Origin of the sequence: Paenibacillus mellifer (genome assembly GCF_023195895.1) — a bacterium.
Taxonomy (GTDB): Bacteria; Bacillota; Bacilli; order Paenibacillales; family Paenibacillaceae; genus Fontibacillus; species Fontibacillus mellifer.
Window position 1 is genome coordinate 228,995 of record NZ_JALPRK010000001.1, and the last position, 18,786, is coordinate 247,780.

Below are 18,786 nucleotides of genomic sequence, written 5' to 3' on the forward strand. Positions count from 1 at the left end.
TATTTCCATATAATTGAAGGTTTTTGTGGCAAGAATATCGAAATGTGTATTGTTCATTCTATTTCCTGCACTAGTTCTCTTAATCAAAATTGCAGAGGTGCTATATGAAGGCTTTGACAAAAGGCATTATTGCGTTTTTTCTGCTGCTCCTTGCGGCACTTTGCTTCTTTTTATTCAAAGGTTACGATGATCCTGGTTCGGATACCATTCAAATAGATCATTGGCAGATCACTTGGACAGATCGGTTCGATCCGCAATTAAGCTTGGACAATCTGAAGTCGCTTAAAGTTTGGAAAGACGTGAAAGCGGATGACGTAATTCCTGAGAAACCGAGTGGCGGGATGGCACAGTGGAGCAGGTTTCAACTCCCCGAATTGACGGACAATTCCCGAATCTTGTTTATCGATAAAATAAATGCAAGTCATGTTGTGGTTTTGATAGACGGGGATCGCGTATACGAATCCAAACGGCTATTTAATTATGCCATCAACAACATTGTGATTCCGATCACTGCCGAAAATTCCAATCAAACGGTTTATATTGGGTCAACTTCGGCGACTTATAAGATTGGTCTGTTTGCTCCAATAAAAATCGGCGATTATCAGGGATTAATGAAAAAATTCATTAGAGATAACGTTCCGGATCTGGTGTTGGGCAGCACATTGGTCTTTATTGCTGCAATTATGTTGGTCTGTGCGCTTTTTTTAAAACATGTACACATCCCTATGTGGTTCTCGTTATGCGGAGTCATTTTTTCAAGCGGACTACTCGTGCTTACCTATACGTCCTTTGTCTATTGGCTGTTTGACTTTGTGATTGCTGGTAGGTTGCTCATGTTATTGTTTGACTTGGCCTTATTTAGCTTGCTTCCAGCCCTTACTTATTTCTTTGAACAAACCTTCGGTTCGGGATACAAAGGTTTGATACGGCGGTCGCGAAAGGTTGTGTTTGCGTACTCGATTCTGTGCGCTCTGATGCTGATACTTAATGAGATCTCCGCAGATCTATTTAATACGCTATACACCATTATTACCGTTCAAATCATGGGCTATATCATGGTGGCTCAATTTGTGATATTGGCAGGCACCTTAACAATTAACGTGTATAAGGGGAACAAAGAAGCCGTCATTCTATTGGCCGGATTCTTAATTTTCGCCTTCCTCTGTGTAGGCGAATTGCTTTGGTATTTCTTTAATGAAGGGTATTATACTTTATTCCTGTGGAAATTGGGAATCATCGGGTTTCTCGGTTCATTGATCATTATACTAAGCCGGAGATTTGTCGCAAATCATGAACAGGTAGTTGAATATTCCAAGCAATTAGAGATGTTTAACAATGAATTGCAGCGTTCGGAGAAGATGGAGATCATCAGTGAGCTTGCCGCTTCAGTGGCCCATGAGGTTCGTAATCCGTTGCAGGTTACCCGCGGATTTCTGCAGTTGTTAGTCGAGAAACAGCAGCAGGCTGATAAAGTTTATTTAAGTATGGCGTTGGAAGAGCTTGACCGCGCGTCTGGAATTATTACTGATTTTCTGACCTTTGCTAAGCCGGAAGGTGGGAAAATTACGGAATTGAACGTGCTTGATGAATTTATTCATATTGAAGGTATCCTAGTTCCACTTGCCAATTTGCAAGGCGGAAAAATTACTACCCATATCCCAAAAGACCTTTATGTAAGAGGGAATTCTTCCAAATTCAAACAAGCTTTCATCAATATTATCAAGAATAGCATCGAAGCGCTTAGAGGCGAAGGAGATATTCAAATCTGGGGTTATGAAAAAGACGGTCATGTTGTGATACATATTAAGGATAACGGAGAGGGCATGGACGATGAAGTGTTGGCTAGATTAGGCGAGCCTTATTTCTCCAATAAAACGAAGGGAACCGGGCTGGGGTTGATGGTGACGTTCCGGATTATCGAGGTGATGGATGGCGAGATCAATTTTAAGAGCAAAAAAGGAGCAGGGACGGAAGCGATTATCCAGTTTCCCTCCGCAAATTAGGGGGTACTAGTAATATTGCTAATCATTCCCTGCTCCTCCGGCTTTAACCTTCTCACTCTGTGAGGTCGTCTAAAAGGTTAGAACCAAGCACCAGCTGGTTTTACATCGCTTTTCACTACATTCTCTGGTTTTGTCGGCAACACAACATAAAATTCGTCAGAACTTTCTTCGACGGTCTTAATCTTGATGTGATCCGGGAGAATTACACCCAGTGCCTCCTGGATTGCGGCTTTCGGGTCGGCAAGCAACTTTGCTTTAAAGCTTGGGTCTTGCCATGCTTTTTCGACGACTTGCGTTTGAAGGAGAGCTCCTGTTGTCATAAGATCACCCTTTCTCATAAAAATAGTTATTTTTTCCTTATTACTATAACATGGAATTCGACTATGTGCTAGGAGAGGTTCTTATTCTTCGACAGCCAATATATTAATCCGCCCTGAGCCAACAGCTCTCGCTCTTCCCGCAGGCTCTTCGCCCCTTGCGTGAGACTATTCCGGAGATAGTCATGAAAGTCTATCAAATAGGGGAGAGCAGGTGCGGTTGAGTGAAGGACGGCTGCGTTATGATCCGTTCGTTCCGCATAGGAGAGAAGGGTATCCCTCGCATAAATAGCATGTTTCATCTCCTCATGATTTGGCCTGCGGTCCTTAGGGATCTCCAGTTCGCGTTGTACATGGGAGATGAGCGCATTATAGCTGCCTTCGCGAAGATCCTTCTCCCAGTCCTCCCAATCATCCAACATTTGCAATGTAACTAATACCATGTCTACCGCCTTTTCAAAGTCAGACAGCAGTTCCTCTTTGGCACTTAGCATCAGCATACCGGCAACCGTCAGCTTTACCGGAGAAGCTTTATGGGCAATTCGAACGGGCTCTACCTGGAAGAAATCTATTTGGTTTTCAAGAGCCACCACTTGCGCCCATTCGGCGGTATACTTTCGGTAACTTATCCAGAAAGGGGAAGATGCAGGAAAGTAACTGCTATAAATCTTCCAAAACTCCAGCTGAAGAAGATTGGCCAGCGGCAACTTCCGTTTATCGCCCGCATTCGGATCGTCCATTACCTCATCAATCAGATGGTAATACATCATTACGAAAATCATGGCGACGGTAAATCGGCGACTATCCTCCGGTTTGACCTTCGCGACTTCTTGCAGCCAGAACGCTAGCAAGTAGCAGATGTAGTTTGTAGATCCTGCATTTTTTAAGAGTCGAAGTCGATCCAAGTAGTTGATTGCCTGTTCCCGGAATTCTTCCGGCATCTCCATTAGAATGCGTTCGGAGTCTTCGAACGCTATGCTCAAGTCCTGTTCAAAGCGGCTTAACCAATCCACTTCCATTTTCCCTCCTTCATCTCGGAACCATCCTCTACATTATATAGGAGAATTTGTAGATTAGGTAGTTTGAAGGAAAACCAACAAAGCCCCTTTCTAGAAGAAAGAGGCTAATAAGTTTGACGCTGCGATAGTTTAGAAGAGTTGATGGATGCCGATCAGAATTAACAGCAATCCGGAGATGACGGTGGCCCGGTTTCCGAACTTCTCCGCGGCGAATTTCTCGCCAAAGCCGGCGCAGGCAGCCAGCAGCAAATAGCTGAACAAACCGACGGACAAGGAAGTATACCAGACGTTCAGATGGGTAATCCCGGCGTTGAAACCGCCGGCTAACGCATTCATGGCCAAAGCAATCCCCAGAACAACGGATTCCCCCAAGTTAATGGATTTGGAGCTGTCCTTGTCCGCTTCTTCTGGATTCCGCAGCAAGCGCGTTAGCGGATTCACATCCTCCTCCTGAACGGAGGTGATCTTCTTCTCCAGGAACGGCTGCAGCAATACCCAAACCCCTACCCCAACGATCACAACCGTACCTAACAATTGCCCGATCCAAGGATGGATCCACGAAGATAACCAGCTTCCGAAAAAACCCGACACCAGAGTGGCCAAAAAAGAGATGATGGCGATGGCCAGATTGGAGTACCATGGAATGCGGATTTTTCGTACCCCATAGGCAATCCCGACTCCCGCATTATCCAGGTTGGACGCGAGTCCAATGGCGATGACAGCCAACAGACTGTAAGAACCCATGATGTTCGCTCCTTTGCAATACATGATGACACAGCATATGCCCAGAGAAGGGAATTGGTTTATGGGCCGAGCGGTCATCTTGTCCGAGGAGAAAGCCGGAACTGTCGATAAAGGGTTTCCATTACATCCAATAAAGTAGTATAATGACCACAAAGATAATGTTTGGGAGTGATAAATGTGCTTGAAAACTTGTTGCGTCCGACCCATTTGCTGCTTCTAGTGATCGCGGCGCTTTTACTATTTGGTCCCAGCAAGCTTCCGGAACTGGGCCGTAGTTTCGGCACGATGCTCAAGGAATTTAAGAGAGGCGCACGCGGGGATATCCTCGAAGACGAGAAGCCGCAAGCCACAGAAATTCAACCTGCGACAGAAACGAATAAATCTTCTTAATACGACTAGATAAGACGCCTTCGGGGGTCTTTTTTCTTTTTTTGAGATTCGGAAGCAATAAAAAACGCGTGCCTGCGGGAAGAAACCCGAGCACGCGTTATGTTTGCTTAAACGACTTGAAGACAGATCGTTAGACCTGAAGCAGTAGAAGAATGATGGACGATAATCCCAGGCAGGTACTGATCAAATACAGGAACATGACGACCTGCTTCTGATTTAGCCCTGCCCGGAGCAGCCGGTAATGCACTTGGCTGGCATCCGCTACATATGGTGATTTCCCCTGCAGCATCCGTTTGATCACAACAAACAGATTATCGAATATCGGTACGCCGAGGGCAAGCACTGGAATAAATAAGGACAAGATCGTCGCTTGTTTAAACGCGCCGTCCAGTGCAATCACGGCTAACATAAATCCTAGGAAGGTCGCCCCGGCATCACCCATAAATACCTTAGCCGGCGGCTTGTTGTACCGCAAGTAGGCCAGCGTCACCCCGATGAGGGCGATCGACAGCATAGCGGAGTTGGTTTGCCCTTTGGTCAAGGCCACCACAAACAACGTGACTGCAGAAATGGCGGACAATCCCCCGGCCAAGCCATCCAAGCCGTCCGAGAAGTTGATCACGGTAGTAACGCCAAAGATCCACAGGATCGTTAATACGAACTGGAGCCACGCTGGAAGCAGGACGTAATCACCGCTAAATGGATTAACGAAGCCGCTAAAGGTAATTCCAGCCGCATATACCAGGACAGCTGCAGATACCTGTACGATCAGCTTAGGCAGCGCCGGGAAATCCTTGCCTTTCGTTTTGTACCAGTCATCGATCGTACCGATGGCCAGCAGCAGCACACCGCCGACAAACAATGCGCCTGTCTCCCAGGAGAAGTTCCGCGTGAACAGCAGATACGAAGCGAAGAACCCGATAAATATGGCATAGCTTGCCGTCAGCGGGATCGGTTGGCGATGGATTTTGCGCTCGACGTCCGCACGGGGTTTGTCCACGAAGTCGAGGCGGAAAGCCAACTTACCGAGCGGCGGAATCAGAAAATACACGATCAGGAACGATAACAGAAAAGTTAATAAGTATAAAATGCTACTCACCACCAGATGTTAGACTCAGCTAATGACTATTATAGAAAGAAATTCGGACATTGTCGAATACTTGAATCACTCGCCGCATACCGTGAAGATGAACGGAAGGCCAAAAATGTGGTACATTATAGTAGATACGATTGCTTTTGCAAGGAAAAAGCGTTTTATAACCTTTTTAGGCAGGTACGGAGGGATTTGGAATGCAAGACGAATACGCGCGCAAACTGGAGGATCAAAAAAACCTGTTTCGGCAGCTAGGGATCAAACTGGATGCGCTCTCCATTCACGAAAAAGATTTCGACGCCAAAATGCGGGGCTACGATAAGGAGGAAGTCGACCGATTCCTCGATGACATTATCGTCGATTATGAGCGCTTCTACGATATCATTACCGATCTGCTGGACAAATATAAAGAAATCCAGCGTCGGCAAGCCTATTGGGAAGAGGAAAAGAAGGTCATGGCCGCCCGCAAACCTCAGTTTGATCTGGAGAATGCGGTGGACCGCAGGCTGGTGGAGGATGGCATTCGCCAAATGGAGCGAAGCCTGGAGCAGTTTAAACTGCATCTCCGCGGCGAACGGTAATTGCAAAGAACCGAACCGGATGATGTGGCCCGGTTCGGTTCTTTGCATATGTAGGGCGTAAGAGGTACAGAATAGACCTGATGATGGTTTGGATTTTCACATGATGTTCATGAAGCAAATGGTTGCATCTCTGAAAGCAGAGTGGTATGATATAAACAAGATTTAGATTTAGTCTAAATTTAAGTAATTCAATCATGAGGCATCAGACAGATAGCTACTTTATATTTTGATATGGTGAATGGAGGAAATAACGATGGCAAACCAAACTATGACTCAAGCGGATCAAGAGCTGCAAAAACAACTGAACCTGCAAATCGCAAACTGGACAGTGTTGTACACGAAACTGCACAATTTCCACTGGTTCGTTAAAGGCCCGAACTTCTTTACGCTCCACGAGAAATTTGAATCCTTCTACAACGAAGCGGCAGGTTATATCGACGATATCGCCGAACGCCTGCTGGCAATTGGTGGCACACCAGTGGCAACCCTGCGCGAATCCCTTGCACTTGCGAGTATTTCTGAAGCTAGTGGCAAGGAATCCGCTGATGAGATGGTGGCTGCGGTGATCGCCGATTTCGAGAAATTGGACGGCGAGCTGAAAGACGGCATGGAAGCAGCGGCAAGAGCGGAAGACGAAGCTACCGGCGACCTGCTGCTTGGTATCGTTTCCTCGCTCGAGAAACATCGCTGGATGCTGAATGCCTATCTTGGCAAATAAGGCTATCCCCGGATAAATGAGAAAGACCTTGCCCGAAGCAGAAGAAGTGCTTATCGGGTAAGGTCTTTTTTTATTAGCTGCGTCAAACGACTTTGAAGCGCTCAATCAGGGCGTGAAGCTTCTCCGACAAACCGGACAGGAAGCTGGCCGAAGCGTCGACCTCCTGCATGGCGGCCAACTGCTCCTCGGAGGACGCCGACATGTTCTGTGCGCTGATCGCCGTATCGCCCGCAAATCGGACGATTTCATCGATGGACTGGACCAGCCTCTGCGAGCTGTCGGATAAAAGCCGGACCCCATCGCTGACATCGGCAATCGACTCCGCCGTGAATTGCGCCGAGGCTTTGATCTCCGCAAAGGAAGCTCCGGCGCTCCGCACCAGATCGGCCCCACGTTTCGTTTCGCGGACGGTCTCGTCCATTGCATTGCCGGTGAGATCCACCTGCCCGACAATGTGGGCGACGAGCTCGCCGATCTGCTGCGCCGATGCAGCGGAACGTTCCGCCAGCTTGCGGACCGAGGAAGCAACGACGGCAAACCCGCTGCCGTATTCGCCAGCACGTGCCGCTTCGATCGAAGCGTTTAACGCAAGTAAGTTCGTTTCGGCTGCAATATCGGTCATGATGTCGAGGATGCTCTGCACCTCTTTGGAATGGTTACCCAACTCCTCGATGATGGCGGAGAGGCGAACGATTTTGGCCTCCATAGTCGCCATCTGTTCCACTCCGGACTCGATGGCTTGTCCCCCTTTGACCGATGCAGCGGAAACCTGCTGTGCCGATGCGGAGACGCCTTCGGCGTGGCGAGAAATTCGTCCGATACGTTCAGACATGTCGCGAAGCATCGATGATCCGGATTCCAGGTTTTGCAGTTGCCGCTCCGCCCCTTCGGCTAGGGACAAGGTAATTTCCACGGTCTGTTCGCTGGCTTTTCCGGTTTGCTGCGCGCTGGCGGACAGCTCCTGCGAAGAGGAAGCAACCTGCATCGACGTGTCGTTCACTTCGGCGATTAATTGCCGCAAGTTATCCACCATCTTCGCGAAATTGCGCGTCAGTTTGCCGATCTCGTCCTGGCTGTCAAGGAGAGCCGCCTGAACGGTCAAATCACCGAGTGCTACCCGCTCGACCTGATTGGACAACGTTTCCAGCGGACGAATCATCCGGTGGATGAAGAAATATACGAACACGACTGCGGCGACCAGAACACCGGCTCCGATGATGAAAGGCACGAGTAGGATGTCGCGCGTTCTTTCACCGATAATGGAAGCGTCGAAGTTGATGACCATCAAACCGATAATTTCTTGATTCGGATCGTGATTTTTATAAATCGGGCCATATCCGCTGAGCAGCTTCGTTCCGTCAAACGAATACACCTTCGTATACACGGAATGTTTCATTTGGAGAATCATGTCCCGGTCCTGCTCACTGAAGTAAAATGCGTCTCCGGCTTTGTATCCCCGGCTCTGGAGGTTCTGATCAGCGGCGAGAATGGTGCCGTCCAGCGACATTAGGAACACTTCTTTAAACAACGGCTTGTGCTCGACTGTCCAGTTTAATCGCTTCTCGAGCTCCGCAAGGCCCGAACGATCCCCTTCGGCGAGCCGTGCGACGGCTTCCGGGTCAACGAGCCCGGTCGTAATATTGGCGCAGCCCACCGTTTCGATCCCCACGGATTTCTCGACCTGGCGATACGTCACCTGATAACCAAATAACCCGATCAGCGAACCGACCAGGATGAGCAGTCCAATCAGTACGGAGGTAATTTTTTGTGAAAAGCTCATATTCCATCTCCCGTCAATTAAGTTTGATGACTGTATATGTAAGTAGCACTAAGACACATTATATAGAGAATAAATTAGCGGGATGTAATCAATCGCACTTCATTTTGTCGAAAAAAATGAATAAATAGAGAAAAATATCACAGGAGATGACAGGGAATGTCAGAAAATGATGGGAAATGGCGATTGTTTATCGCGGTACCTCTTCCTCAGGAGGTCAAACAAAAGCTGGAGGCCTGGTGCAGGGAGCAGAAGACAACGCTGCCATTCAAAAAATGGGTGCATGCCGAGGATTATCATATTACCGTGCAGTTTCTGGGAGATACCTCGCCGAAACGCCTGGAGGATTTGACGGCTTCGCTGGAGCGGGCGGCGATGGGGATGGCTCCGTTTGGCTTGGAAGCGGCAGGGGTCGGTACCTTCGGACGTCCGGCGAGTCCCAGCGTGCTTTGGGCCGGCATCCGCGGTGAAGTGGCCAGGCTGGAAGGACTGCATCAGCGCGTGACAACGGAGAACCGCGACCTAGGCTTTGTACCGGAAGAGCGGCGATTTAGCCCGCATATTACGCTGGCCCGGAAGTACCCGGAAGGGGCAAGGTTGGATCCTCAGGCGCTGAAGACCATGCCGGAATTCGGCGCCTGGACGGCCGACCGCCTGGTCATCTATCGGACGCATATGCATGAGCGCCCGATGTACGAGGTGGTCGGTTCGGCGATGCTGACCTAGTTGGCCCGCTGCTCGGCCGGGCCGGCCGTCTGCAGGCGCACGCGGGCCGGTGCGGCTGAAGGATGAAGCAAGCTGATGACGGCGCCTGCGCATCGGTCGGGCCGATAGCCGTCTTGCCGGGCTGCCGACTCCGGATCGGCCTGGCTGACGGCAGCGTGCCGGCCGTGAATGATATCAAACCAGTCGTCCAGCACGTCCGGCGAATCCAAATTCGCGCCAAAGCCGCGCTGGACGAAATATTCGCGGTTTTTCTCCTCCTGGCCGGGGATCGATTCGAAGAACAACATCGGAATGCCTTTGGCCATCCCTTCGGTGCAGGTCATCCCTCCGGGTTTAGTGATGAGAAGGTCGGAGGCATCCATCCATTTGCCGATCTCCCGCGTAAAACCGATCACTTTGATATTCGGATGCTGCAGGGCCGGGTGGGCACGCAATTTAACGGCGAGCTTCTCGTTGCTGCCCATGCAGCAGACGATCTGAATCTTCTCGCGCCAAGCCGCCAATTTGGCCAGCAGCTCCTCGCTAAACAGCAAACCCCAGCCGCCGCCCATGACGAGGGCGGTTGGCATCTGTTTCAGCCCCAAATCTTCCCGGGCGGACGTCTTCTCCTGCTTGCTCCAAAAATCCGGGTGCACGGGAATACCCGTGACCTGTACCTTGTAAGGGGCAACGCCGCGCTGAACGAGCAGCGCCTTGACTTCAGGCGCGGAGACGAGATACTGGTCCACCCCGGGACTCATCCAGGAACCGTGGGCATCATAGTCCGTGATGAGCGTACAAAGCGGTACGTCCAGACCTGCGGCCAGCTTCAGGTAGGAGATGATGGCGCTTGGAATCGGATGCGTACAGACGATCAGATCGGGTCGAAGTTGAGCGATGACGTCGGCCGCGTGCTGATAGAACATTTTGTGCAAGGCCAGACGGGCTAACCGACCTACCGGCTTCTCGTATTTGTGTCGATAAAATAAGCCAACCAACGCGGGACTGGTATTGACCGTCATTCGGTATGCGGAGAGAATCAGCGGCGCCACCGTCGGATTCAGAAACGAGCCCAGCTCCAGCACCTTCGTCCGAATTTGCGGATCCATCCGTTTCAACCCTGCCGCCAGCGCATGTCCGGCTTGCGTATGTCCACTTCCAAAGCCCTCTGATAAAATTAACACTCTTCTTTTTCGCATGTTTATTTCACCTGCTTTCAAGGGAGTTCCGATTCATTGCCTCTGATACTAAGTTTATGTTGTTTATATGCCAGCTTAAAGAGGCTGGGGACGGGTGAGTCGACTGGACTTAGGTCGGGGTGAGACAGCCTGCGGAGAAGCGTCGGACAAGCAGATGAAAATGAATGAAAGAACTTGAAAAAACATCTTGCATTTCGGATGCGGGAGGAGTAAAGTATGGATTGACCAAATGACCGAAACTGGATTTTAGTCATTTTTGGCTCGAAAATGAGATTTGATTAATCCAAAACAGGGAGGTGACAAGGATGGCTGTGGTAGATCGCCGTAAACTCGTAGTCGAAGCGGCAGAAAAGTCCTTTGCATTATTCGGCTACAAAGCAACGACGATGGACCATGTGGCGAAAATTGCGAATGTGGCCAAAGGAACGATCTACACCTTCTTCACGAACAAGGAGGAGCTGTTTGATGAGATCTTGCGTTCCGTCATCACGGAAATGAAACGGGTCATCGAACCGGAGATTGACGAAGAGAAGCCTTTCTTCGAGAACTTGCACCGGGCGATGGATGCGCTGCTGGAATTCCGCGGCGAGCATGAGCTCCTGATCAAGTTATCCCAAGAGGTACGTGATTTCGGCACCCCTAAAGCCCGAGAGGGCTTGGAGCAAGTAGAGAACGCGATCCTGGAGTACTTGGAGCGCCATCTGTCCCGGGCAGCCAGACGGGAAGAGATCCGCTCGTTTGATCCCAAGCTGGTCGCTTTCGTCGTGTTTAAGTTGTATATCGCGATAACGTCGGACTGGAACAAAAACAATGAGCCTTTGAGCAAAGAACAAATCAAGGAGTTTATCCGCGATTTTCTGGCGGGAGGCTTACTTCTGCCAGCGAGAGCATAAGCGGTACCTATCAATAAGTAGAGAAAGAAGCCACCAAGGGGAGAGAAAGCAAAAATGAAATCATTAAGCGTATTTTTCAAGGATATGGGAGCTACCTTCAAGAATCCTAAAGTATTCATCCCGATTCTGGTCGTGCTGTTCATCCCCGTTCTGTACAGCGGCATGTTCCTGACGGCCTTCTGGGATCCGTACGGGAAGATGAACGAACTGCCGGTTGCGGTGGTGAACGAGGATCAGGGAGCGCAGTATGAGGGGAAAGAGCTCAAAGCCGGTGAGGATCTCGTCACCGAGCTGAAGAAGAGCGACGATTTCCAGTGGAAATTCGTCACCCGTGAGCAAGCGGAAACCGGAATGAAGAACAATGACTACTACATGACCATCGTGATTCCAGACAATTTCTCGTCGCAAGCGACCACGCTGATGGATGAGAATCCAACGCCGGCGCAGCTGATCTTCGAGCCAAACGAAGGTTATAACTTCCTCGCCGCCCAAATCGGCGGAACGGCAGTTAAGGAAATTAAATCGAAAGTTTCCGCGAAGGTAACGGAAGCTTATACAGAAACCCTGTTTGATCAGGTGGAAAAAATCTCCGGCGGTCTCAGCGATGCCGGCAGCGGCGCCAGCACCCTTAATGACGGGGCAGCCAAGCTGGACGACGGCACGAAGAAGCTGAAGGAGAATCTGGCCAAACTGGTTGATGGCACGATGAAACTGGAGAACGGCGTTGCGCCGCTGGAGAAAGGCACGCAATCGCTGTACCAAGGCATCAATGAGGTCAAAGCCGGGGCCGGCAGCTTGGCTGGCGGCTTGACGCAGCTGGAAGCGGCAAATCAACAGTTGGAGAATGGGGCAAAAGAGGCGCATCAAGGCGGTACGAAGCTGCAGGCCGGCCTTCAATCGTCGCTGGAAGGCGCGAAGAAGTTGCAAGCCGGCTTAGAGGCGTCCGAGCAAGGCAGCGCCCAACTGCAAACCGGATTGGAATCGTCGGTCCAAGGCAGCGCGAAAGTGGCCGCAGGGGCAACCGGCGTGGCGCAAGGGCTGGAGCAGCTTGCCCAAGCCAATCCGGAGCTGGCGAAGAATGCTGCGGTTCAGCAACTGATCGCCGCCAGCAAAGCGGTGGCCCAAGGTAGCGAACACCTGCACCAAGCGAACCAGCAGCTGCTGCAGGGCAGCCAGAACCTGCATAGTGCGCAGCAACAGCTGGTTCATGGCGGACAGCAGTTGACAGCTGGCCAAGAGCAGCTGTTTCAAGGCACATCGCAATTGAACGCGGGCCAGGAGCAGCTGGCGAGCGGCCTTGAGCTGTTCGGCAGCAAGCTGTCGGAAGCGAAAGCCGGCGGGCAGAAGCTCGCAAACGGTGCCGGACAGCTTAGCGCAGGCGCAAAACAACTGCTTGGCGGCGTTGAGCAATTATCCGGCGGCGTAGGCACGTTAGCTGACGGTTCGAAGCAGCTGGACGCTGGCGCCGGCGAGTTGAAGAACGGCATGGATCAACTGACGGAAGGTTCGGGTGAGTTGGCCTCGAAGCTGACCGATGCGGCTGTACAAACGTCCGGCGTGAAGAAGACGGACGCGCTCGTGAACATGTATGCCGAGCCGATCGAAATCAATGAGCAGAAGGTAAATGAAGTGCCTAACTACGGCACAGGGTTTGCTCCTTACTTCTTATCTCTTGGCTTGTTCGTTGGAGCATTGATTTCGACGCTGGTCGTACCGGTGCGGGGAACCTCGGTGGCGGAAGCCAGCGGTTGGAACCGTTTTGTAAGCCGCACGATGGCTTTTGCCGGCATGAGCCTTATTCAGTCCCTGCTGGCCGTCGGACTGGTCCTGTACGGACTGGGGCTTGAGGTCAAGAGCGTTCCGCTTTTCTATCTATTCGCCTTTATCACCAGCTTGTGTTACATGTTCATCATACAAGCGCTGGTGACCTGGTTGGAGAACCCGGGGCGGTTCTTGGCGATCCTGATGCTGATCTTCCAGTTGACGACCAGTGCGGGGACCTTCCCGCTCGAGCTGATTCCGAACTGGATGAAAGCCTTCAACCCGATCTTGCCGATGACGTACAGCGTCAAAGGCTTCAAGGCGGTGATCTCAACCGGCGATATGCCGATCGCTTGGGAGAACATCGGCTTACTGGCCGCGTTTGGTGTCGTATTCCTGGCAATAACGCTAGTGTACTTCATGCGTCATGAACGCAGCGTGGACGTTAGTCCCGAAGCCAACCTGAGCGTGCAATCGCATTAATCGTATTCATCAATTAAAAGATCCGCTCTTCCGGATAACCGGGGGCGGATCTTTTTTTTTGCATCGGGAGCTGCTCCCTTAACAAAAGGGATAATGGTGCAAAGAGCCAAGCAGGACAACAACAACGCTTCATATGGTGACGCTTTCGTGGCAAAACCGCCCTGTCAGGGCCAAAAAGTTCTAATCAATAGTGCAAAATAAAGAGAATATAATGCAAAAACAGATGTGACATTTTCCGTTAGAATAGTAAGAAAGATTGATCCGGGCTTATCCGGCACAGTGGCAAGGCATGAGATCTGATCCATTTTTATTCGCTTATGATGTTGAACTACCTCTAAATAGAAAGGTTGCGTCAGATGATGAAACATACCGTTATACCTCCCAAGCAGGGACTTTATGATCCCGCTTTCGAAAAGGACGCTTGCGGCATGGGCTTCGTGGCCCATATCAAAGGGAAAACCTCCCATGATATCGTCAGCCAGGCGCTGACCATGCTGGCGAACATGGAACACCGGGGTGGTCAAGGCAGTGAACCAAACTCAGGGGATGGCGCAGGTATTTTACTGCAAATCCCGCACCGTTTTTTTGCCGCCGAAGCGACAAAACTTGGATTCGCTCTGCCGGATGCGGGACAGTATGGCGTTGGCATGTTGTTCCTGCCGCATGACGAAACGGCTCGGGCCAAACAAGAAGAGGAACTCGTTCGTATTGCCGAGGCGGAAGGGCAATGTGTCCTCGGTTTCCGCACGGTGCCGACCAGCGATGATACGCTGGGCCATTCGGCTAAAGCGGCGAAGCCGTTCGTCCGCCAGGTGTTCATCGGGCGTTCTGCGGATCTCCAAGACGATTTGGACTTTGAACGCAAGCTGTACGTGATCCGGCGCCGAGCTGAACTTGCGATTCGTTACAGCGGCGAAGAGCATGGAGATGCTTTTTACGTATCCAGCCTGTCTTGCCGTAAGGTCGTTTACAAAGGGATGCTGACGACAGAGCAGGTGGGGCAGTTCTATCTGGACTTGCGGGACGAGACGTTGGAATCGGCGATCGCGATGGTGCATTCGCGCTTCAGTACGAATACGTTCCCAAGCTGGGAGCGGGCGCATCCGTACCGCTTTATGATTCATAACGGCGAGATCAACACCTTGCGCGGCAACGTGAACTGGATGCATGCCCGCCAGTCGATGTTCGAGAGCGAAGCATTTGGAAACGATTTGGAGAAGGTCAAGCCAATCATCAATCCGGACGGTTCGGATACGGCGATGTTCGATAACACCTTTGAATTCTTGTATCTAAGTGGACGCTCCTTGCCGCACGTGGCCATGATGATGGTGCCTGAACCATGGGTCGGCCGGGAGGACATCGACCCGGAGAAACAGGCTTTCTACGAGTATCACAGCACGATGATGGAGCCATGGGACGGGCCTGCGGCGATGGGTTTTACCGACGGGATTCAGATCGGGGCCATCCTGGACCGGAACGGCTTACGTCCGTCGCGTTATTACGTGACGAAAGACGATTTGATCGTCCTCTCCTCGGAGGTTGGCGTCCTCGACATTCCGGCGGAGGATGTGCTTTACAAGGACCGTTTGCGTCCGGGCCGCATGCTGCTTGTCGACACGCGGGAAGGCCGGATCATTTCCGACGAGGAAGTGAAATCGGCAATTGCTCGCGAGAACCCCTACCGCGAGTGGCTGGATGAGCATCTCGTTGAGCTGGAAGACCTTCCGGAAGCGAAGGAGCTGCCACTGGAAAGCCATGAAGATATAGCGCGCCGCCAAATGGCGTTCGGATATACGTATGAAGATCTTCGGAAAGTGCTTGAGCCGATGGCCTTGACCGGTCAGGAAAATATCGCTTCGATGGGCTACGATGCGCCGCTCGCCGTATTGTCGGAGCAGCCGCAGCGCTTGTACAACTACTTCAAGCAGATGTTTGCGCAGGTCACTAACCCGCCGATCGATGCGATCCGCGAGGAGTTGGTCACCTCGACTGCAACGACGATCGGACCGGAGCGCAATCTGCTCCAACCGGAGCCGGAAAGCTGCCGGCAAATCCGCTTGGATTCGCCAATCTTGTCCAATGAGGATTTCGCAAAGATCCGCCATCTGCACCGGCCAGGCTTCAAGGCGATCACGATACCCATCCTGTTCCCGGCCGCTGAAGGGGCGGAAGGGCTGCGAAAAGCGCTGGATACGTTATGCGAAGCGGCCGATCGTGTGATCGCCAAAGGTCATAACATTCTGATCTTGTCCGATCGCGGCATGGATGCAGAGAACGCAGCCATCCCGGCTCTGCTCGCGGTATCCTGCCTGCATCACCATCTCATCCGCGAGGAGACGCGGACCAAGGTCAGTCTGCTGCTGGAATCAGGCGAACCGCGCGAGGTGCATCATTTTGCGCTATTACTCGGCTACGGCGTTAGTGCAGTGAATCCGTATCTGGCGTTCGAGACGTTGAAGGATATGATTGGTCAGCGTTTGCTGCAGGGAGTTTCGCATGAAAAAGCGGTGTATAACTTCATCAAGGCTGCGACCAAAGGGGTCGTCAAAACATTGTCCAAAATGGGGATCTCGACCATTCAATCGTACCGTGGGGCGCAAATCTTCGAAGCGGTTGGCTTGGAGCCGTCGTTCGTAGACCGTTATTTCACTTGGACGCCGTCGCGGATCGGGGGCATCGGTTTGAAGGAAGTGGCGGTCGAAACGTTGGCCCACCATTTCCGGGCGTTCACGGACAAGGATGGCAGCGACAAGGTGTTGGATTCCATCGGGGAATACCAATGGCGCAGCGGCGGGGAAGAGCATCTGTTCAATCCGCAGACCGTGCATTTACTGCAACAGGCCGTCCGGACAGGTGATTATCCGCTGTATAAGAAGTTCGCCGCGCTGGTGCAAGGGGAGAATAAGAAGCATTTGACCCTGCGCTCTCTGCTGGAGCTCAAGCCAGTTGGACCGAAAGTACCACTGGAAGAAGTGGAATCGGCAGCTTCGATCATGCGCCGCTTCAAGACCGGGGCGATGTCCTTCGGTTCGATCAGCAAAGAAGCGCATGAGACGATCGCAATCGCGATGAACCGCATCGGCGGCAAGAGCAACACCGGCGAAGGCGGCGAGGATCCGGCGCGTTATGTACCGGATGCAAACGGCGATCTGCGCCGCAGTGCGATCAAGCAAGTGGCGTCGGGACGTTTTGGCGTCACGTCGAACTACCTGGTGAATGCCGACGAAATCCAGATCAAGATGGCCCAAGGGGCTAAACCGGGCGAAGGCGGTCAACTGCCAGGTCGCAAGGTGTATCCTTGGGTAGCGGAAGTACGTGGCTCGACGCCGGGTGTCGGCCTGATCTCGCCGCCGCCGCACCATGATATCTATTCGATCGAGGATTTGGCGGAGCTGATTTATGATCTGAAGAACGCGAACCCGCGGGCCCGCATCAACGTCAAGCTGGTTTCGGAAGCCGGGGTCGGAACGATCGCCGCCGGCGTAGCCAAAGGCCGCGCCGATGTCATCCTGGTCAGCGGCTATGACGGGGGGACCGGGGCCTCACCGCAAAGCTCGATCCGTCACGCGGGTCTGCCTTGGGAGCTGGGGCTGGCCGAAACGCATCAAACGCTGGTGCTGAATAATCTGCGCGATCGCGTCGTACTGGAAACCGACGGCAAGATCCTGAACGGCCGCGACCTCGCCGTCGCCGTACTGCTCGGCGCCGAGGAATACGGCTTCTCGACCGCACCGCTGGTGGCGGTTGGCTGTATCATGATGCGCGTCTGCCATCTCGATACATGCCCGGTCGGCGTAGCGACGCAAAATCCGGAGCTGCGCAAGAACTTCACCGGCGATCCGCAGCACGTCGTCAACTTTATGACCTTCGTGGCCGAAGATTTGCGCGAATGGATGGCGGAGCTGGGCTTCCGTACCCTGGAAGAGATGATCGGACGTACGGACTGCCTGGGTACGGTCCATGCGGTTGATCATTGGAAGAAGCAAGGCGTCGATCTCAGCTCGCTGCTGCATATGCCGGAGCTGCCGGAAGGCAGCAACCGCTACTGCACGAAGCAGCAGAACCATGGGTTGGAGGAGACGTTGGATATGGCGCAGCTGATGCGCCTGGCTCTGCCCGCGTTGGAGAAGGGCGAAGCGGTCAGCGCTAGACTGCCAATCTGCAACGTGAACCGGGCGACCGGGACGATCGTGGGGAGCGAAGTCACCCGCCGTTATGGGCAACAGGGACTGCCGGAAGATACGATCACGTTCCATTTCGAGGGTTCGGCGGGTCAAAGCTTTGGGGCATTCGTACCGAAAGGCATGACGCTCACCATTGAAGGCGATGCCAACGATTACACCGGCAAAGGATTATCCGGCGGGAAAGTAATCGTTAAGCCGTCGCCGCGCGCAACATTCGCTGCAGAGGAGAACATTATCATCGGGAATACGTCGTTCTATGGAGCAACGGGCGGAGAAGCGTACATCCGCGGGATCGCGGGGGAACGGTTTGCGGTTCGTAACTCGGGTGCCAACGTCGTTGTGGAAGGCGTCGGCGACCATGGCTGTGAATATATGACCGGCGGACGTGTCGTCGTCTTAGGCGGAACAGGGCGAAACTTTGCCGCCGGAATGTCCGGCGGGATCGCTTATGTGCTCGACGAGAGCGGCGACTTCGCCAGCCGCTGCAACCTGGAAATGGTGCTGCTGGAAGCGGTGGAGGATCCGGCGGAAGGGGATCAACTGCGGATGTTGATCAGCCGCCACCTTCTGTACACCGATAGTACGGTTGGACGCCGTGTGCTGGACCGGTGGAAAGAGTACCTGCCGAAGTTCGTTCGCGTCATTCCGAAGGATTACAAGCGGATGCTGGAGCAAATCCGTAAAGTGGAAGACGAGGGCTTGAAGGGCGAAGCCGCACTGCTGGCTGCCTTTGAAGCAAATGCACGCGAGTTGGCCCGCGCCGGTAACAATTAATCTGAAACAAACTTCAAACAAAAGAGCCGCCCGTTTGTCTAGTTATGACAACGAGGCGGCATTTTTGATAGAAATAAATAAGTTGTACGAACATATGTTTTTGTATACAATAATCTGGAGAATATTAGAAATTCGGTTGCGGAAG

General features: G+C 52.2%; 14 protein-coding genes. 8 read left to right on the forward strand and 6 right to left on the reverse strand.

All coding sequences use genetic code 11. The features are described 5' to 3' along the window. The first annotated feature begins 104 nt into the window (after positions 1-104). Positions 105-2,003 (forward strand): ATP-binding protein, encoded by a 1,899-nt coding sequence (locus M0651_RS00940; protein WP_248549986.1) that lies wholly within the window; start codon positions 105-107, stop codon positions 2,001-2,003. 77 nt (positions 2,004-2,080) lie between these two features. Here M0651_RS00940 and M0651_RS00945 read toward each other — a convergent pair whose 3' ends face one another. The 3 genes from M0651_RS00945 to ytaF all read right to left on the reverse strand — a co-directional run bounded on the left by M0651_RS00945 (position 2,081) and on the right by ytaF (position 4,083). Continuing rightward, positions 2,081-2,323 (reverse strand): NHLP leader peptide family RiPP precursor, encoded by a 243-nt coding sequence (locus M0651_RS00945; RefSeq protein WP_248549987.1) that lies wholly within the window; start codon positions 2,321-2,323, stop codon positions 2,081-2,083. A gap of 68 nt (positions 2,324-2,391) precedes the next feature. Further along, positions 2,392-3,339, reverse strand: coding sequence for a hypothetical protein (locus M0651_RS00950; protein WP_248549988.1), 948 nt, complete (start codon positions 3,337-3,339; stop codon positions 2,392-2,394). Between the two features lie 129 nt (positions 3,340-3,468). Next, positions 3,469-4,083, reverse strand: a complete 615-nt coding sequence (gene ytaF, locus M0651_RS00955) for a sporulation membrane protein YtaF (protein WP_248549989.1) — start codon at positions 4,081-4,083, stop codon at positions 3,469-3,471. Between the two features lie 177 nt (positions 4,084-4,260). On the opposite strand from ytaF, the gene M0651_RS00960 reads away from it, so the two are divergent. Further along, positions 4,261-4,473, forward strand: coding sequence for a twin-arginine translocase TatA/TatE family subunit (locus M0651_RS00960; RefSeq protein ID WP_248549990.1), 213 nt, complete (start codon positions 4,261-4,263; stop codon positions 4,471-4,473). A 130-nt stretch (positions 4,474-4,603) separates the two neighbouring features. On the opposite strand, the gene M0651_RS00965 is transcribed toward M0651_RS00960, so the two are convergent. Next, positions 4,604-5,578, reverse strand: a complete 975-nt coding sequence (locus tag M0651_RS00965; protein ID WP_282577705.1) for an MraY family glycosyltransferase — start codon at positions 5,576-5,578, stop codon at positions 4,604-4,606. A 185-nt stretch (positions 5,579-5,763) separates the two neighbouring features. Between M0651_RS00965 and M0651_RS00970 the strand changes: the two genes are divergently transcribed. Both M0651_RS00970 and M0651_RS00975 read left to right on the forward strand, forming a co-directional pair. After that, the gene (locus M0651_RS00970; protein WP_248549992.1) at positions 5,764-6,147 is read left to right on the forward strand and encodes a DivIVA domain-containing protein; all 384 of its coding nucleotides are present in this window, start codon (positions 5,764-5,766) and stop codon (positions 6,145-6,147) included. 253 nt (positions 6,148-6,400) lie between these two features. Then, positions 6,401-6,865: a Dps family protein gene (locus M0651_RS00975; protein WP_282577680.1), complete on the forward strand. Its 465-nt coding sequence runs from the start codon at positions 6,401-6,403 to the stop codon at positions 6,863-6,865. Between the two features lie 82 nt (positions 6,866-6,947). Here M0651_RS00975 and M0651_RS00980 read toward each other — a convergent pair whose 3' ends face one another. Continuing rightward, positions 6,948-8,645 carry a methyl-accepting chemotaxis protein gene (locus tag M0651_RS00980; protein ID WP_248549994.1) on the reverse strand — a complete coding sequence of 566 codons (1,698 nt, stop codon included), beginning with the start codon at positions 8,643-8,645 and terminating at the stop codon, positions 6,948-6,950. A gap of 156 nt (positions 8,646-8,801) precedes the next feature. Here M0651_RS00980 and thpR point away from each other — a divergent pair, with 156 nt between their 5' ends. Further along, complete coding sequence (gene thpR, locus M0651_RS00985; protein WP_248549995.1) at positions 8,802-9,368, forward strand: RNA 2',3'-cyclic phosphodiesterase; 567 nt, start codon at positions 8,802-8,804, stop codon at positions 9,366-9,368. Here the strand turns inward: thpR and M0651_RS00990 are convergent. Continuing rightward, entirely contained in the window at positions 9,365-10,546 is a 1,182-nt protein-coding gene (locus M0651_RS00990; RefSeq protein WP_248549996.1) for an MGDG synthase family glycosyltransferase, read from the reverse strand. The genes thpR and M0651_RS00990 overlap by 4 nt on opposite strands. 305 nt (positions 10,547-10,851) lie before the next feature. On the opposite strand from M0651_RS00990, the gene M0651_RS00995 reads away from it, so the two are divergent. From M0651_RS00995 to gltB, 3 genes are all read left to right on the forward strand, one after another. Next, complete coding sequence (locus tag M0651_RS00995) at positions 10,852-11,439, forward strand: TetR/AcrR family transcriptional regulator (RefSeq protein ID WP_248549997.1); 588 nt, start codon at positions 10,852-10,854, stop codon at positions 11,437-11,439. Positions 11,440-11,493: 54 nt separating this feature from the next. After that, positions 11,494-13,683, forward strand: coding sequence for a YhgE/Pip domain-containing protein (locus M0651_RS01000; RefSeq protein ID WP_248549998.1), 2,190 nt, complete (start codon positions 11,494-11,496; stop codon positions 13,681-13,683). Positions 13,684-14,042: 359 nt separating this feature from the next. Then, positions 14,043-18,641, forward strand: a complete 4,599-nt coding sequence (gene gltB, locus M0651_RS01005) for a glutamate synthase large subunit (RefSeq protein ID WP_248550291.1) — start codon at positions 14,043-14,045, stop codon at positions 18,639-18,641. Positions 18,642-18,786: the final 145 nt, after the last annotated feature.

Bases quoted from the DNA above. Each gene is read 5' to 3' on its own strand.
- M0651_RS00940 (WP_248549986.1), top strand. From the start codon at position 105: ATGAAGGCTTTGACAAAAGGCATTATTGCGTTTTTTCTGCTGCTCCTT.
- M0651_RS00970 (WP_248549992.1), top strand. From the start codon at position 5,764: ATGCAAGACGAATACGCGCGCAAACTGGAGGATCAAAAAAACCTGTTT.
- M0651_RS01000 (WP_248549998.1), top strand. From the start codon at position 11,494: ATGAAATCATTAAGCGTATTTTTCAAGGATATGGGAGCTACCTTCAAG.
- M0651_RS00980 (WP_248549994.1), bottom strand. From the start codon at position 8,645: ATGAGCTTTTCACAAAAAATTACCTCCGTACTGATTGGACTGCTCATC.
- M0651_RS00945 (WP_248549987.1), bottom strand. From the start codon at position 2,323: ATGACAACAGGAGCTCTCCTTCAAACGCAAGTCGTCGAAAAAGCATGG.
- M0651_RS00990 (WP_248549996.1), bottom strand. From the start codon at position 10,546: ATGCGAAAAAGAAGAGTGTTAATTTTATCAGAGGGCTTTGGAAGTGGA.
- thpR (WP_248549995.1), top strand. From the start codon at position 8,802: ATGTCAGAAAATGATGGGAAATGGCGATTGTTTATCGCGGTACCTCTT.
- M0651_RS00975 (WP_282577680.1), top strand. From the start codon at position 6,401: ATGGCAAACCAAACTATGACTCAAGCGGATCAAGAGCTGCAAAAACAA.
- M0651_RS00995 (WP_248549997.1), top strand. From the start codon at position 10,852: ATGGCTGTGGTAGATCGCCGTAAACTCGTAGTCGAAGCGGCAGAAAAG.
- M0651_RS00950 (WP_248549988.1), bottom strand. From the start codon at position 3,339: ATGGAAGTGGATTGGTTAAGCCGCTTTGAACAGGACTTGAGCATAGCG.
- gltB (WP_248550291.1), top strand. From the start codon at position 14,043: ATGAAACATACCGTTATACCTCCCAAGCAGGGACTTTATGATCCCGCT.
- ytaF (WP_248549989.1), bottom strand. From the start codon at position 4,083: ATGGGTTCTTACAGTCTGTTGGCTGTCATCGCCATTGGACTCGCGTCC.